At 70.9% G+C, this 15674-nt stretch carries 12 protein-coding genes; 8 read left to right on the top strand and 4 right to left on the bottom strand.

Features of this window, described 5'->3' with window-relative positions:
* The first annotated feature begins 28 nt into the window (after positions 1–28).
* On the top strand, positions 29–1747 hold the full coding sequence (locus ACH4S9_RS12685) for a methylmalonyl-CoA mutase family protein (RefSeq protein ID WP_358843192.1): 1719 nt from the start codon (positions 29–31) through the stop codon (positions 1745–1747).
* On the opposite strand, the gene ACH4S9_RS12690 is transcribed toward ACH4S9_RS12685, so the two are convergent.
* Positions 1723–2379 carry a TetR/AcrR family transcriptional regulator gene (locus tag ACH4S9_RS12690; RefSeq protein ID WP_398371565.1) on the bottom strand — a complete coding sequence of 219 codons (657 nt, stop codon included), beginning with the start codon at positions 2377–2379 and terminating at the stop codon, positions 1723–1725. The two genes, ACH4S9_RS12685 and ACH4S9_RS12690, sit on opposite strands and share 25 nt — an antisense overlap.
* A 128-nt stretch (positions 2380–2507) precedes the next feature.
* On the opposite strand from ACH4S9_RS12690, the gene ACH4S9_RS12695 reads away from it, so the two are divergent.
* The 4 genes from ACH4S9_RS12695 to ACH4S9_RS12710 all read left to right on the top strand — a co-directional run bounded on the left by ACH4S9_RS12695 (position 2508) and on the right by ACH4S9_RS12710 (position 6736).
* Positions 2508–3470 (top strand): tetratricopeptide repeat protein, encoded by a 963-nt coding sequence (locus ACH4S9_RS12695; RefSeq protein WP_311727948.1) that lies wholly within the window; start codon positions 2508–2510, stop codon positions 3468–3470.
* Between the two features lie 560 nt (positions 3471–4030).
* Positions 4031–4654, top strand: coding sequence for a DUF6230 family protein (locus tag ACH4S9_RS12700; RefSeq protein ID WP_385339012.1), 624 nt, complete (start codon positions 4031–4033; stop codon positions 4652–4654).
* Between the two features lie 143 nt (positions 4655–4797).
* The gene (locus ACH4S9_RS12705) at positions 4798–5361 is read left to right on the top strand and encodes a DUF6114 domain-containing protein (protein WP_311727950.1); all 564 of its coding nucleotides are present in this window, start codon (positions 4798–4800) and stop codon (positions 5359–5361) included.
* Positions 5362–5443: 82 nt separating this feature from the next.
* Entirely contained in the window at positions 5444–6736 is a 1293-nt protein-coding gene (locus ACH4S9_RS12710; protein ID WP_398371569.1) for a hydrogenase expression protein HypF, read from the top strand.
* A gap of 142 nt (positions 6737–6878) precedes the next feature.
* Here the strand turns inward: ACH4S9_RS12710 and pyk are convergent, their stop codons facing one another.
* The 3 genes from pyk to pta all read right to left on the bottom strand — a co-directional run bounded on the left by pyk (position 6879) and on the right by pta (position 11666).
* Positions 6879–8306, bottom strand: coding sequence for a pyruvate kinase (pyk, locus tag ACH4S9_RS12715; RefSeq protein WP_311727951.1), 1428 nt, complete (start codon positions 8304–8306; stop codon positions 6879–6881).
* A gap of 112 nt (positions 8307–8418) precedes the next feature.
* A complete protein-coding gene (locus tag ACH4S9_RS12720) occupies positions 8419–9564 on the bottom strand; it encodes an acetate kinase (RefSeq protein ID WP_311727952.1) in 1146 nt (381 codons plus the stop codon).
* Entirely contained in the window at positions 9561–11666 is a 2106-nt protein-coding gene (pta, locus tag ACH4S9_RS12725; protein WP_385339005.1) for a phosphate acetyltransferase, read from the bottom strand. Before pta ends, ACH4S9_RS12720 begins: the two co-directional genes overlap by 4 nt.
* Before the next feature lie 381 nt (positions 11667–12047).
* Between pta and ACH4S9_RS12730 the strand changes: the two genes are divergently transcribed.
* From ACH4S9_RS12730 to ACH4S9_RS12740, 3 genes are all read left to right on the top strand, one after another.
* On the top strand, positions 12048–13073 hold the full coding sequence (locus ACH4S9_RS12730) for a 6-phosphofructokinase (RefSeq protein ID WP_311727954.1): 1026 nt from the start codon (positions 12048–12050) through the stop codon (positions 13071–13073).
* A 95-nt stretch (positions 13074–13168) separates the two neighbouring features.
* A complete protein-coding gene (locus ACH4S9_RS12735; RefSeq protein WP_398371572.1) occupies positions 13169–14503 on the top strand; it encodes a hypothetical protein in 1335 nt (444 codons plus the stop codon).
* Complete coding sequence (locus ACH4S9_RS12740; RefSeq protein WP_398371574.1) at positions 14494–15660, top strand: hypothetical protein; 1167 nt, start codon at positions 14494–14496, stop codon at positions 15658–15660. The genes ACH4S9_RS12735 and ACH4S9_RS12740 overlap by 10 nt, the downstream gene beginning before the upstream one ends.
* The last annotated feature ends 14 nt before the right edge of the window (positions 15661–15674 follow it).

Raw genomic sequence — 15674 nt, forward strand, 5'->3', positions numbered from 1 at the left:
AGTTGGACATCCTAGTAAATTTGTAGCCATGGACGCCGAAGGCATTGAGGAGGGCCGCCGGCGCTGGCAGGCCCGGTACGACGCCGCCCGCAAGCGCGAGGCAGACTTCACGAGCTTGTCCGGAGACCCCGTGGACCCGGTCTACGGACCCGCCCCCGGCGACACCGTGGCGGGCTTCGAGCGCATCGGCTGGCCCGGCGAGTTCCCCTACACCCGCGGGCTGTACGCCACCGGCTACCGCGGCCGCGCCTGGACCATCCGCCAGTTCGCGGGCTTCGGAAACGCCGAGCAGACCAACGAGCGCTACAAGATGATCCTCAAGGCGGGCGGCGGCGGGCTCTCGGTGGCCTTCGACATGCCCACGCTGATGGGGCGCGACTCCGACGACCCGCGCTCGCTGGGCGAGGTCGGCCACTGCGGCGTCGCCGTCGACTCCGCCGCCGACATGGAGCTCCTCTTCAAGGACATCCCGCTCGGCGACGTCACCACCTCGATGACGATCAGCGGCCCCGCCGTCCCCGTCTTCTGCATGTACCTGGTCGCCGCCGAGCGCCAGGGCGTGGACCCCTCCGTGCTGAACGGCACCCTCCAGACGGACATCTTCAAGGAGTACATCGCACAGAAGGAGTGGCTCTTCCAGCCCGAGCCGCATCTGCGCCTGATCGGCGACCTGATGGAGCACTGCGTGCGCTCCATCCCCGCGTACAAGCCGCTGTCCGTCTCCGGCTACCACATCCGCGAGGCCGGGTCCACGGCCGCCCAGGAGCTCGCGTACACCCTCGCCGACGGCTTCGGCTACGTTGAGCTGGGGCTCTCCCGCGGGCTCGACATCGACACCTTCGCGCCCGGCCTGTCCTTCTTCTTCGACGCCCACATCGAGTTCTTCGAGGAGATCGCCAAGTTCCGCGCGGCCCGCCGGATCTGGGCCCGCTGGATGCGGGATGTGTACGGGGCGAAGACCGAGAAGGCGCAGTGGCTACGGTTCCACACCCAGACCGCCGGGGTCTCGCTCACCGCGCAGCAGCCGTACAACAACGTGGTGCGCACCGCCGTGGAGGCGCTGTCCGCGGTGCTCGGCGGCACCAACTCGCTGCACACCAACGCCCTGGACGAGACGCTCGCGCTGCCCAGCGAGCAGGCCGCCGAGATCGCCCTGCGCACCCAGCAGGTGCTGATGGAGGAGACCGGCATCCTCAACGTCGCCGACCCGCTGGGCGGTTCCTGGTACGTCGAGGCGCTGACCGACCGCATCGAGGCCGACGCCGAGAAGATCTTCGAGCGGATCAGGGAGCGCGGCCGCCGGGCACTGAGCTCACAGGGTGAGGGGGCCGACGGGCAGCACCCCATCGGGCCCATCACCTCCGGCATCCTGCGCGGCATCGAGGACGGCTGGTTCACCGGCGAGATCGCCGAGTCGGCCTTCCAGTACCAGCGGGCGCTGGAGAAGGGCGACAAGAAGATCGTCGGCGTCAACTGCCACGAGGGCTCGGTCACCGGCGACCTGGAGATCCTGCGGGTCGGCCACGAGGTCGAGCGCGAGCAGGTGCAGGTGCTCGCCGCCCGCAAGGAGATCCGCGACGACGCCCGGGTGTCCGCCGCCCTGAAGGACATGCTGGCCGCCGCCCGTGACGGCTCGAACATGATCGGGCCCATGATGGAGGCCGTCCGGGCGGAGGCGACCCTCGGCGAGATCTGCGGCGCGCTGCGCGAGGAGTGGGGCGGCTACACGGAGCCGGCCGGCTTCTGAGCGGGGTCGGCCGGCCTCTGGACGATGGCCGGGAAGCCGCGGAGCAGCAGCTCGGCGAAGTCGCGCGCCCAGAGCTCGTCCACGACATCGGCGCTCACCAGCGTCCGGTGCACCACCGCGCCGGCGATCACGTCGAATATCAGGTCCGCGCTGCGGGCCGCCGCGGCGGTGTCGGCCTCGCGCGGCAACTCGCCGCGGGCCTGGGCCCGCTCCCGGCCCAGCAGCACCAGCCGCTTCTGCCGGTCGACGATCACGGAGCGGATCCGCTGCCGCAGCGCCTCGTCGTGGGTGGCCTCGGCGACCACGGCCATCAGCGAGGTCCTGGCCTCCGGCCGGTCCAGCAGCGCGGCGAACCGGAGCACCGTCTCCTCCACATCGGCGCGCAGCGACCCCAGGTCGGGCAGTTCCATCTCCTCGTCGAGGAGGGCCGCCACCGCGTCCACCACCAGCTCGCTCTTGTTCGCCCAGCGGCGGTAGAGGGTGGTCTTGGCCACACCCGCCCGGGCCGCGACATCGCCCATCGTCAGCTTCGGCCAGCCGAGCTCGACCAGGGCGGCCCGCGTCGCGCCGAGGATCGCGCGGTCGGCCTCGGCACTGCGGGGGCGGCCGGTGCGCCGCGTTGGCGGGCTCATGCCCGTGACCCTACCCGTACGCCCGCTTTGGCCCCTGGATCTCCGAGGGCGCTTCCAGTTACGCTACGGCTCGTAGCGTAAGGGTGTGCGCTTTTCCATTCACCGCGGGAAGAGGGGAGGATAGGACCATGCAGCCACGGAACATGTCCATGAGTGGAGTGGTCGACCTCGCCGCGGTGAAGGCGGCCGGAGAAGCGAAGCAGAAGGCGGAGAAGGCGCGGGCCGAGGCGGCCCGCACGGGCACCGCGGTGCCCACCCGTCTGATCTTCGACGTCGACGAGGCGGGATTCCAGCAGGAGGTCCTCCAGCGCTCCACCGAAGTACCGGTCGTCATCGACTTCTGGGCCGAGTGGTGCGAGCCGTGCAAGCAGCTCGGTCCGGTCCTCGAGCGGCTGGCGGGGGAGTACGCGGGCCGGTTCGTCCTGGCGAAGATCGACGTCGACGCCAACCAGATGCTCTTCCAGCAGTTCGGGGTGCAGGGCATCCCCGCCGTGTTCGCGGTCGTCGCCGGCCAGCCGGTGCCCCTCTTCCAGGGCGCCGCGCCCGAGGCCCAGATCCGGCAGGTGCTGGACCAGTTGATCCTGGCGGCGGAGCAGCAGTTCGGCATCGTGGGCGCCCCGGTGCAGGACGCGGACGCCGAGGGCGATGAGCCGGTCGCGCAGCAGCCCGCCACCCCGTACGACAGCGCGCTCGCGGCGGCACACGAGGCGCTGGACGCGGGCGATCTCGGCGGTGCGGTGCAGGCGTACCGCAATGTGCTGGCCGACGACCCGGGCAACACCGAGGCCAAGCTGGGCCTGGCTCAGGCCGAGTTGCTGAGCCGGGTGCAGGGCGCGGACGCCCAGGTGGTGCGCAAGGCGGCGGCCGACAATCCGGCGGATCCGGCGGCGCAGATCGCGGCCGCGGATCTCGACCTGGTGGGGGGTCATGTGGAGGACGCCTTCGGGCGGTTGGTCGACGCGGTCCGGCGGACGGTCGGCGAGGACCGGGAGGCGGTACGGGTCCACTTGCTGGAGCTCTTCGAGGTGATCGGCGCGGATGATCCCAGAGTGGTCGCGGCGCGCGGTGCGCTGGCTCGCGTACTGTTCTGATCTCTTGCCACCTCAAACAGAGAAGCGACCGCGCTTTACCAAAACTTGGTAATCGCGGTCGCTGTAACTGGCAGTAAGTAAACGGCAGTTCGTTGTCCGGTCATGGCATGAATTGCCCCCTCTTTCCGGTCATGTGACGGCGACCCTGAGTGCCCGGTCTCTACCGGCCTGCCGCAGTACGGTTATCCGCCCGTTACTCGCTGGTAACGAACCCCTTGTGCACCCGCCCGTAAATGGACCACGATCGGCCAAGCTCGGTCCATCCCCTCAGTCCGGCATCCGGTCGGCGCGGTCGGTGTGATGGGTCCCCACCGAGCAGGCCGACGGCAGTGGCGTCGGCCGTGGACAGGGGGGTCTCTGCCTACCGGCAGAGCCTGTCCAGGAGGTTGCGCGAAAGGCGTGGCCAGTGGTTGTCGCTCGGGGGTGATCGCCGGTGTTTCGGGTGCGGTACGCGCCTGCGAGACGTGGGCGCTCTCCTTCCCGAGGACGTAGCACTTCTCCCATCCCAGGCTCGGGCCGCGGCCCCAGCCGGAGATGTACGTCCGAGAAGGAGGAAAGTCATGGAGTCCCAGGCTCGTGGCGGGACCAGATGGAAGCGGTTCGCCGTTGTCATGGTGCCGAGCGTCGCTGCCACGGCGGCGATCGGTGTAGCCGTCGCGCAGGGTGCGCTCGCGGCCTCGTTCAGCGTGTCCGGCCAGCAGTTCAAGGTGAAGGTGAAAGAGCTCGACGGCAGGGGCTTTGTCCAGTACGGCACGCTTGACACCCAGCACGGGGGCAAGAAGATTCCCGTCGCCGTGTCGGCGTTCAAGAGCGCCAAGATCGAAAGCCTGTGCCAGTCGGTGGTGGTCCCGGTCCCGCTCTTCGGCGATGTCACGCTGAGGCTGGAGGCCGGCGGCAACGGCAGGAAGGTGGTCGCGAAGAACCTCTTCATCGACCTCGACCAGCTCAAGGCCGACGCCGTCTTCGGCAACATCAACATCGGCGTGGCGGCCGGCGACACGTCCAAGGGGCCGACGAACGACTCGAACAAGAAGGACCCCGGTTCCTTCGGTCAGGAAGCCGACACGGCGTTGCTGACCGATGTCGAGCAGACCGCATGGGCGACCAACGCGGGCACGTTCAAGCTCCCCGACCTTTCTATGAAGATCTACAAGGGCAGTGGCAAGGGCAAGGAGTGCTTCTGACCCGTTGAGCGGGTGGGGGGCCGTGTCAGCCGCCCCTCACCCGGGATCGCTCAGCGGCGTCGGGGCACCGGCACCGCGACTGTCAGTACCGCATCAGAACACTTGCGATCGTCCAGATCGCCGGCCCCAGGGAGCTGTTTTCATTGAGTGCCGAGTCGCCGGGGGCGCGTGACCGTATCAGCCGTCTGCGCCTGGCTTTCAGGCATTGGCGCTGGCAACGCCCGTTCTGGGCAGGGCTCTTCACCATATTGGCCGGGCTGCCGATCGGGTACCTGCCGTATGCCAACATCACCTTGGGTCAGATGACCGTCCGGATGTCGACCACCACGGGGTCCGGCGCGCTGATCATCGGCGTCCTGCTGGTCGTGCTGGGCCTGACCATGTGGTTCCAGCCCATCGTGCGGGTCTTCGCGGGAGTCGCCACCATCCTGCTCGGCCTGGTCTCGATCCCCGTGGCCAACTTCGGGGGACTCCTGGTGGGCTTCCTGCTCACCCTGTTCGGCGGCGGGATGAGCGTCGCCTGGGCGCCGGGTGAGACGCCCACCGAGCAGCCGGCGAAGGACACGGGGCCCGCACCCACGGACAGTTCGGACGGCGTGGACGACGCGGACGCTGGAGACGGCGCGGGCGGCGGCGAGCCGGAGCCGGCCGTCGCGGGGGCCGCGCGGGACCAGGAATCCAGGGATGGGAGGCACCGTGCGGGGTGAACAAGACGAGTCGGAGGGTGCGAGCGTCACCAGTCCACGCAAGGCGAGAACGGGGCCGCGGCACGCGGCCCCCAAGAAGTCGATGCTCACCCGCCTGCACATGCCCGCCGGCAAGGCGATAGCGCTCGCCGCCATGCCGACGGCCGTGCTGATGGGCATGGGGCTGACCCCGCAGCTCGCCCAGGCGACCTCCCGGGCCGAGGACCGCTACAAGCCCGGGCCGTGCGTCTCCCAGTCGGACGAGGCCGACAAGGACGACGCCAAGGACCAGAAGAGCACCGACGAGGCCGGCGAGACGTCCAAGGACTCCAAGGACAAGGACTCCAAGGACTCCAAGGGCTCCGAGGGTTCCGAGGACAAGACTTCTGAGGGCAAGAGCTCGGACGACAAAGGCTCCGAGCCCGGCGCCACGCCGACCCCGTCGGCCACGTCCGGCACCAAGACGGGCGACAAGACGGACGACGCGACGGACGACGCGACGCCGGAGACGCCCTCCGCCTCACCGAGCCCGTCCGCGACCAAGACCAAGAACCCGCTCGACCCGCTGGGCCTCGGGGACGCGCTCAAGGACATCTTCACCGGGGGCGGTGACGACAAGGACGAGACGGCCGAGCCGAGCACCACGCCGACCCCGTCGGACTCCTCGACCGGCTCGTCGGGCAAGACCGCCGACCCCACCGAAGACGCGGCCGACAAAGCGAAGGACACCGCCGACAAGGACGAGTCCAAGGCCGAGGAAAAGGCCAAGGACAAAGCCCAGGACGCCAAGGACAAGACCGAGGACGCCAAGGACGCCGAGGACAAGGCCGACGGCTCCACTCCGTCGCCCGGCCCCAGCTCCTCGTCCTCCCCCAAGGCCGAGGACGGGGACAAGAGCGGCAAGGAGCCGTTCCCCTGCCCGACGTTCGACGCCGAGGCGTACGACAACGCCGAGACCGAGCCGACCGCCGCCCTGGTGCCCGAGGACCCCTGGACCCTCAAGAGCACCCTGCTGACCCTGCACGGCCTGGACTACAAGGGCATCGTCGAGGTCAAGACGTACAGCGGGCAGGTCAAGAAGGTCCTCAAGTTCACGGCCTCCGGCATTGAGATCAAGGATCTGCACCAGCTGACGGTCGGGACCGGCGGGACGACCAACCACGTGGCCGCGCGCGAGGGCTCCACCTCGACCTTCAACAACGGCCCGATCACCATGTACACCGAGGAGCTGTCGGGCAATCTGCTGGGGATCATCCCGATCACCTTCAGCCCGAAGAGCCCGCCGCCGATCAACCTCCCCGAGGTGTTCTTCACCGATGTGACGGTCACGCAGGCCGGCCAGTTCGGCGGCGACCTGACCATCCCCGGCATGCACCTCTACAAGACGGGGGATTAACCCCGGGACACAGACCCGTTCGGGAGCCGCACAGCCCTCCTCCGGGAGGGCGAACGCCGGTGGGCACCACCCCAGTCGGGGCGGTGCCCACCGGCGCGTCAGCCGCCTGTTCGAGCGGCCGGTCGCTCGTCAGCCGGGCGCGTTACTTGCCCTCGCCGCCCAGGTGGTGCACCCGGACCATGTTGGTGGTGCCGGAGACGCCGGGGGGCGAACCGGCCGTGATGATCATGGTAGCGCCTTCGTTGTAGCGGCCCAGCTTCGACAGCTCGGCGTCCACGAGGTCCACCATCGCGTCGGTGTGCTCCACATACGGCACCACGAACGACTCCACGCCCCAGCTGAGCGTCAGCTGGTTGCGGGTGGCCACGTCGGTGGTGAAGGCCAGGATCGGCTGCTGGGCCCGGTAGCGGGACAGCCGGCGGGCGGTGTCGCCGGACTGGGTGAAGGCCACCAGCGACTCGGCGTCCAGGAAGTCGGCGATCTCGCAGGCCGCACGGGCGACCGAGCCGCCCTGCGTACGCGGCTTCTTGCCGGGGACCAGCGGCTGGAGGCCGCGCGAGAGCAGCTCCTGCTCGGCGGCCTGGACGATGCGGGACATCGTCTTGACCGTCTCCAGCGGGTACGCGCCGACGGAGGACTCCGCGGACAGCATGACCGCGTCGGCGCCGTCGAGGATCGCGTTGGCGACGTCGGACGCCTCGGCGCGGGTCGGACGCGAGTTGGTGATCATCGACTCCATCATCTGGGTCGCGACGATCACCGGCTTGGCGTTCCGGCGGCACAGCTCGATCAGGCGCTTCTGCACCATCGGGACCTTCTCGAGCGGATACTCGACGGCCAGGTCACCGCGGGCCACCATGACGCCGTCGAAGGCCGCGACGACCTCCTCCATGTTGGCGACCGCCTGCGGCTTCTCGACCTTGGCGATCACCGGCACCCGGTGCCCCACCTCGTCCATGACGCGGTGCACATCGCGGACGTCGGCGGCGTCCCGGACGAAGGACAGCGCGACCATGTCGCACCCCATCGCCAGCGCGAACTTCAGGTCCACGATGTCCTTCTCGGACAGCGCGGGCACATTGACCGCCGTGCCCGGCAGGTTGATCCCCTTGTGGTCGGAGATCACCCCGCCCTCGATGACGATCGTCTTGACCCGGGTGCCCTCGACCGCGGTGACCCGCAGCTCGACGTTGCCGTCGTTGATCAGGACCTGGTCGCCCTTGGAGACATCGCCCGGCAGCCCCTTGTACGTGGTGCCGCAGATCGTGCGGTCGCCCGGCACGTCCTCGGTGGTGATGGTGAACTCGTCACCGCGCACCAGCTCCACCGGGCCGTCGGCGAAGGTCTCCAGCCGGATCTTGGGGCCCTGGAGGTCGGCGAGCACGCCGACCGCGCGCCCGGTCTCCTCGGAGGCCTTGCGGACGCGGTGATACCGCTCCTCGTGCTCCGTGTGGCTCCCATGGCTCATGTTGAATCGGGCCACGTTCATCCCGGCCTCGATCAGCGACTTCAGCTGGTCGTAGGAGTCGACGGCGGGGCCCAGAGTGCAGACGATTTTGGAACGGCGCATGAGGCAGATCCTATCGGTTTGTTTCGGAGCGGAATTTTTAAGCTTATGTACGCCGGTGCAATGCCTGGGCAAGCACGGCGGAAGAGCCGGAGGCCGGACGGTGACCAGGAGGCTAGGCAGTGACCAGTTCGTACGCCTGGCTCGCTATCTCCAGCTCCTCGTCGGTCGGCACCACGGCCACCGCGACCCGGCTGGCCTCCGTGGAGATCAGCCGCGCCGAGGAGCCGCGCACCGCGTTGCGGACCGCGTCCACCTCGATGCCGAACGCGGGCAGGCCGCGCATCGCCGCCTCCCGCACCGCCGCGGAGTTCTCCCCGACGCCCGCGGTGAAGGCGATCGCGTCCACCCGCCCCAGCACGGCGGTGTACGCGCCCACATACTTGCGCAGCCGGTGGATGTAGACGTCGAAGGCCAGCTGCGCCTCCGGGTCCCCCTCGCCCATCCGGCGGCCGATCTCGCGCATGTCGTTGTCCCCGCACAGCCCCAGCAGCCCGCTGCGCTTGTTCAGCAGGGTGTCGATCTCGTCGACCGACAGCCCGCCGACCCGGGCCAGGTGGAAGATCGCCGCCGGGTCCAGGTCCCCGGAGCGGGTCCCCATGACCAGGCCCTCCAGCGGGGTGAGCCCCATCGAGGTGTCCACGCACACCCCGCCGCGCACGGCGGAGGCGCTGGCGCCGTTGCCCAGGTGCAGCACGATCGTGTTGACGTCGGAGACGTCCCGGCCCAGCAGCGCGGCGGTGGCCCGGGAGACGAACGCGTGCGAGGTGCCGTGGAAGCCGTAGCGCCGCACCCCGTACCGGTCGGCGGTCGCCCGGTCGATGGCGTAGCGCGCCGCCTCCTCCGGCATCGTGGAGTGAAACGCGGTGTCGAAGACCGCCACCTGCGGCAGGTCCGGGCGCAGCGCGCGGGCCACCTTGATCCCGGTGACGTTCGCCGGGTTGTGCAGCGGGGCCAGCGGCACCAGCTTCTCGATCTCCTCGACCACCTCGTCGGTGATCAGGGTCGGCTCGGTGAACCGGGTGCCGCCGTGCACCACCCGGTGGCCGACCGCCGCCAGCGCGGGCGAGTCCAGGCCGAGGCCCTGCCCGGCCAGCTCCTCGGCGACCTGCTTGAGGGCGGCCGAGTGGTCGGCGACGGGGCCCTCCCCGATCCGCTCCACGATGCCGGAGGCGAGCCGGCTGCCGTCGGCCATGTCCAGCAGCTGGTACTTGACCGACGAGGAGCCGGAGTTGAGAACGAGGACTCGGGAGCCGTTCACGCGGTGGGTGCTTTCTGTGCGGGGGAGGCGGGGGTGGGCGTCTGGGCCTGGACGGCGGTGATCGAGACGGTGTTGACGATGTCCTGGACCAGCGCCCCGCGGGAGAGGTCGTTCACCGGCTTGCGCAGCCCCTGGAGCACGGGGCCGACCGCGACCGCGCCCGCCGAGCGCTGCACCGCCTTGTAGGTGTTGTTGCCGGTGTTCAGGTCCGGGAAGACCAGGACCGTGGCCTTGCCCGCCACCTCGGAGTCCGGCAGCTTGGTCGCCGCGACGGCCGCGTCCACCGCGGCGTCGTACTGGATCGGGCCCTCGACCAGCAGGTCCGGGCGGCGCTCGCGGACCAGCTCGGTCGCCTTGCGCACCTTGTCGACGTCCACGCCGGACCCGGAGGTGCCGGTCGAGTACGAGAGCATCGCGATCCGCGGCTCCACGCCGAACTGGGCGGCCGTGGTGGCCGACTGGATGGCGATGTCCGCGAGCTGCTCGGCGTCCGGGTCCGGGTTGACCGCGCAGTCGCCGTACACCAGCACCCGGTCCGCCAGGCACATGAAGAAGACCGAGGAGACGATCTGGGCGCCCGGCGCGGTCTTGATGATCTCGAAGGCGGGCCGGATGGTGGCCGCGGTGGAGTGCACGGCGCCGGAGACCATGCCGTCGGCCAGGCCCTCCTGCACCATCAGCGTGCCGAAGTACGAGACGTCGGCGACCACGTCGTAGGCCAGCTCGTAGGAGACGCCCTTGTGGGCGCGCAGCTTCGCGTACAGCTCGGCGAAGCGGTCGCGCAGCGGCGAGGTCTGCGGGTCGATGATCTGCGCGTCCGCGAGCTGGATGCCCAGCTCGGCGGCGCGCTTGCGCACCACGTCCTCCGCGCCCAGCAGCGTGAGGTCGCACACATCGCGGCGCAGCAGCACATCGGCGGCGCGCAGCACCCGCTCCTCGGTGCCCTCGGGGAGGACGACCCGGCGGCGGCCCGCGCGGGACCGCTCGATCAGCTCGTGCTCGAACATCATCGGGGTGACCCGGCCGGAGCGGGCGACCGAGATCCGGTTGGTCAGCTCCGAGGTGTCCACATGCCGCTCGAACAGGCCGATCGCGATCTCGGCCTTGCGCGGCGAGCCCGCGGTGAGCTTGCCCTCCAGCGCGAACAACTCGGCCGCGGTCGGGAAGCTGCCGCCGGCCACGGCCGCCACCGGGGTGCCCGGGGCCAGCCGGGAGGCCAGCGCCAGGATGTCCGGGCCCGGCCGCTCGTCCAGGGTGAGCAGCACCCCGGCGATGGGCGGGGCCCCCGCGCTGTGCGCCGCGAGCGCCCCGATGATCAGGTCGGCGCGGTCGCCGGGGGTCACCACCAGGCAGCCCTCGGTCAGCGCGGGCAGGAAGCTGGGCAGCATGGCGCCGCCGAAGACGAAGTCCCGCACGTCCCGGGACAGCCCCGCGTGGTCGCCGAGCAGCAGCTCGGCGTCCAGGGTGCGCACCACCTGGGAGACGGTGGGCGCGGAGAGCGAGGCGTCCTCCGGCAGCGCGTAGCAGGGGACGGGGAGGCGGCCGCTCAGCCGCTCGGCCACGGCCTCCCGGTCGCCGGGGGCCACCCGGTTCACCACGACGGCGACGACATCGCAGCCCTGCGCGTCGTAGGCGCGGTAGGCGTTGTGCGCCTCGGCGCCCACGGACTCGGCGCTCTGGTCCTGGCCGCCCACGACGGTGATCACCGAGGCGCCGAACTCGTTGGCCAGCCGCGCGTTCAGCCCCAGCTCGTCGGGGAGGCTGGTCGCGGCGTAGTCGCTGCCCAGGACGAGGACGTACTCGTAGTCCCGGGCCACCTCGTGGAAACGGCCGACCAGGTGCGCCACCAGCTCGTCGGTGCCCCGCTCGGCCTGGAGGGCGGACGCCTCCTCGTAGGTGATCCCGAAGACGGACTCGGGGGACTGGCCCAGCCGGTAGCGGGCCCGCAGGAGGTCGAAGAGGCGGTCGGGGTTGTCGTGCACCAGGGGGCGGAAGACGCCGACCCGGTCGACATGGCGGGTCAGGAGCTCCATGACCCCCAGCTCGACGACCTGGCGGCCGTCGCCGCGTTCGATCCCGGTCACGTACACGCTGCGCGTCACGCCCTGCTCTCCGATCCTTGTCGACTGCGTCCGGTGCGTCCGGTGCGTCCGGTGCGGTGGGTGCGGTGGGTGCGTCCGGTTGTTTCCGGTTGTTTCCGGTCGAAACTCCTGAAAACGGCCGTATTGGCGGCCCTGTCCCCTTGACAATACCTGCGGCCATCGATAGAACGCTCGCCCGGTCCGGGGCCGGATCAGGGGCCTGGTCCGGGGCCTGGTCGGGGCCATGCTCCGGGGCAGGTTCCGGGGCCCGATCCGGAGTCCGGCCGGAGCGGGGGTTGGAGCCGGGGGCGGAGTCGGGTATGCAGGGACATGGCACCGCCAGGCCCGTGGAACAATCGGACTGGCTCACACTTACCCGTACGCAGCAGGAGACACAGCACGATGCGCATCGGAGTTCTCACCGCAGGCGGCGACTGCCCCGGCCTGAACGCTGTGATCCGCTCGGTCGTCCACCGGGCCGTGGTCGGACACGGAGACGAGGTCATCGGCTTCGAGGACGGCTTCAAGGGGCTCCTCGACGGCCGCCACCGCAAGCTCGACCTGGACGCCGTGAGCGGCATCCTCGCCCGCGGCGGCACCATCCTCGGCTCCTCCCGCCTGGAGCGGGCCCGGCTGCGCGAGGCCTGTGAGACCTCCAAGGACCACGCCCGCGACTACGGCATCGACGTGCTGATCCCGATCGGCGGCGAGGGCACGCTCACCGCCGCCCGGATGCTCTCCGACGCCGGGCTGCCCATCGTCGGCGTGCCCAAGACCATCGACAACGACATCTCCTCCACCGACCGCACCTTCGGCTTCGACACCGCCGTCGGCGTCGCCACCGAGGCCATGGACCGGCTCAAGACCACCGCCGAGTCGCACCAGCGGGTCATGGTCGTCGAGGTCATGGGGCGCCACGCGGGCTGGATCGCGCTGGAGTCCGGCATGGCGGGCGGCGCGCACGGCATCTGCCTGCCGGAGCGGCCGTTCGAGATCGACGCGCTGGTGAAGATGGTCGAGGAGCGCTTCTCCCGCGGCAAGAAGTTCGCGGTCATCTGTGTCGCCGAGGGCGCGCACCCCGCCGAGGGCACGATGGAGTACAAGAAGGGCGCGATCGACCAGTACGGCCACGAGCGGTTCACCGGCATCGGCAACCGCCTGGCGGCCGAACTCGAGCGGCGGCTGGGCAAGGAGGCCCGCCCGGTCATCCTCGGCCACGTCCAGCGCGGCGGCACCCCGACCGCGTACGACCGGGTCCTGGCCACCCGCTTCGGCTGGCACGCCGTCGAGGCCGCCCACCGCGGCGACTTCGGGATGATGACCGCGCTGCGCGGCACGGACATCAAGATGGTGCCGATCGCGGAGGCGGTCACCGAGCTCAAGACGGTCCCGGTGCACCGCATGGACGAGGCGGAGTCGGTCTACTGACCCGGGCTCCCGCCGCGCCGCTCTGCTACTGTCCCGGCTTGATCAAGGTGGACTGCTGATCAACTGATCAAGGGGGACGAAGGAGCGGGGGCGGGATGCGTCGTTTGTGGGCTCGCGTGTGGCTGCGCTACACGGCCCTGGTGGTACTCGTCATGGCACTGGTCGCGGTCTTCGTCATCGCGAACCGCGACAGCGACGAGGGCGGCCATCTCGCGGCGAACCGTGCCCAGTTGAGAAAGGCGTGCGACGGCACCCTCCCGTACGCGGACCTGAAACGTCTCGTCCGCGACGGCCAGGCGGGCGAGCTCAGCCAGCACGGCACGATGCTCGAACCCGACCAGGAGAGCCGCTCGCTGCTGGACTGCGAGCTGTCCTGGGGGGACGGCTACAGCGTCACCGTCCATGCCGAGGCGCTGGTCTCCGACATCCCCGAGGACATGGAGACCAAGGATCTCCTGGGGAAGGGCAGCGACGTCGAGGGCACCCACGTGGCCCCCGGAACCACCGGCCAGTACGACCGGCGCGGCGCCTGGGTGGTGGCCGAGTGCGTGGGCGGCCTGCGCGGCCGGGTCCGGCCCACGACCGACCTGTATGTGTCCGCGCGCGTCTCCGACGGCGAGCGCAAGGCCGCCGACAACCGCGCCGAGCGCGAGGAGCAGGCCAGGGCCGAAAAGGCCGCCGCACTCACCGGCTTCCGCACCGCCGTGCACGTCGCGAACGCCATCACCGAGGCTCAGGACTGCGGCAGCGACCCGCTCAAGGCCCCGACCCGGGTCCTGGACACCCACGAACACGACGGGGGCTCGCAGGCCGAGCGCATCGTGGAGCCCGGCCGCGGCCTGCGCAAGTGCGGCTGGATCAACGCCCGGTCGCTCTCCGGGGTGATGCCCGGCACCTGGACCACGCTCGGCGACCTCCAGGAGTCCGGCGTGGTGAACGCCTGCCAGGGCATCTGGGACTCGGAGGCCGAGCAGAACGACGGGGAGCAGCCGGAGGACTGGCAGGTCACCGGAGTCGAGGCGGCGAGCTGGGCGGGCATCTTCGGCCGGACCGCGTACAACTCGTACGAGCGCGAGGGCCATGTGCCGGGGTGGGGGGTGTCCCAGGACCGCGGAAAGCCCACGGGCGGCGGCGGGACGGCCGGCGGCAAGGGCGAGGACCGTATCTCCTCCTACGTCGACGACCCCCAACTCGCCCTGTGGGCACGCTCGGTGTGCGGCGGCCGCGAGACCTACCACCGCGTCTCGGTGGAGCCCTCGATCCTCATCGAGGACGGCGATACGGCGACCCTGGGCGCCAAGGACCGCGCCGCGCTCTCCCGCGCCGCACGCTCGGTGCTGGACCGCTATCTGAGCGCCGAGGACGGCTGGCCCAAGTCGGCGGGGTGCCGCGATACGAAGGTGCTGGGGGAGGTCGAGGAATGGCACTGAACAGACTGCGACTCGGCGGGCGGCTGACCCGCCGTCGCCGATGGGGCCTCGGGGCCGCCGTGCTGGCGCTGGCCGCGCTGACGGGCACGATCGTCTGGACGGCCGGCAGCGACGACCGCGCGCTCGACGCGGCCTGCGACGGGGTGCTGGCCGCGGACGAGGTCCGCGCGGTGCTCGGCGACGGCGAGATCAGCGTCAGCAACCGCACCAAGGGCACCTTCGACGCCGACCTCGAAGCCGACCGCAAGAGCGAGGAGGGTGTGGCCAACACCCTCTCCGTACAGTGTGAGGTGAAGGGCGACGGCAAGGGCCGCGTCAAGGTGACCATCGCGGGCGCGCCGCGGCCCCACACCCGTTATGGCCTCGCCGGGACGTACACCTCCGTCCCCGGGGGGAGCACCCTCGCGGTCCCCCTCGGCCACGGCTGGTCCGGGCTCTTCGGCACGGCCAACGAGCGCCCGGACGGCAGGGAGGACGGCAAGGCGACCACCGCCGTGCTGCTCGACTGCGTCAAGGGCGGCACCAGCCTGCTGATCACCGTCGAGACGGAGCTCATCGGCGTCACCCTCGACGACCCGGCCGCCCGCCCCGACTACGTCCGCACCGCGACCGCCACCGCCGAGGCGGCCAACGACCACTGGGGCTGCGGCGCCCGCCTGGGCAAGCCGGTCGACACGGTGGGCCTGCCGGTTAACGAGGACGAGTACGAGCCGCTGCTCGGCGCCGACGGCACCTGCGAGGGCGTCCCGACGGCCTCCCGCTCCGCGGTGTCCACGGCCCGGGAGACCGCCCGCGACCGCGCACCGCGCGAGTCCTGCGCCCTCGGCGCGCGCGACGGCTCGCCGCGCTACCGCCTCGACGCGTACTACGGCCCGTACGCCGAGGAGGCCCGCGCCGAGTACAGCGCCGACCGGGGCCTGGACGGCCCCAACCCCTCCGAGGAACCCTCGGGCCGGCTGGGCCAGAGCGCCTACTGGGCCAGCGCCTCCTGCCCGGACAACGCCGAGGACGCGCTGTTCCTGGTCCGCGCGGACAGCACCAAGGACAACACCCGCCGGGAGCCGGACCTGTCCTACGAGCGCGCCGCCCTCAAGGCCTTCGCGGAGGCCTCGGCGCGCAGCCACGGGTGCGGGGCGCCGGACACGCCGGGCGGGTGAACGGCCGCCTGCCG

The organism is Streptomyces sp. NPDC021225, from assembly GCF_044332865.1.
GTDB lineage: Bacteria > Actinomycetota > Actinomycetes > Streptomycetales > Streptomycetaceae > Streptomyces.

Coding starts and splice junctions, on each gene's coding strand:
- ACH4S9_RS12685 (WP_358843192.1), top strand. CDS start 29: ATGGACGCCGAAGGCATTGAGGAGGGCCGCCGGCGCTGGCAGGCCCGG.
- ACH4S9_RS12690 (WP_398371565.1), bottom strand. CDS start 2,379: ATGAGCCCGCCAACGCGGCGCACCGGCCGCCCCCGCAGTGCCGAGGCC.
- ACH4S9_RS12695 (WP_311727948.1), top strand. CDS start 2,508: ATGCAGCCACGGAACATGTCCATGAGTGGAGTGGTCGACCTCGCCGCG.
- ACH4S9_RS12700 (WP_385339012.1), top strand. CDS start 4,031: ATGGAGTCCCAGGCTCGTGGCGGGACCAGATGGAAGCGGTTCGCCGTT.
- ACH4S9_RS12710 (WP_398371569.1), top strand. CDS start 5,444: ATGCTCACCCGCCTGCACATGCCCGCCGGCAAGGCGATAGCGCTCGCC.
- pyk (WP_311727951.1), bottom strand. CDS start 8,306: ATGCGCCGTTCCAAAATCGTCTGCACTCTGGGCCCCGCCGTCGACTCC.
- ACH4S9_RS12730 (WP_311727954.1), top strand. CDS start 12,048: ATGCGCATCGGAGTTCTCACCGCAGGCGGCGACTGCCCCGGCCTGAAC.
- ACH4S9_RS12735 (WP_398371572.1), top strand. CDS start 13,169: ATGCGTCGTTTGTGGGCTCGCGTGTGGCTGCGCTACACGGCCCTGGTG.
- ACH4S9_RS12740 (WP_398371574.1), top strand. CDS start 14,494: ATGGCACTGAACAGACTGCGACTCGGCGGGCGGCTGACCCGCCGTCGC.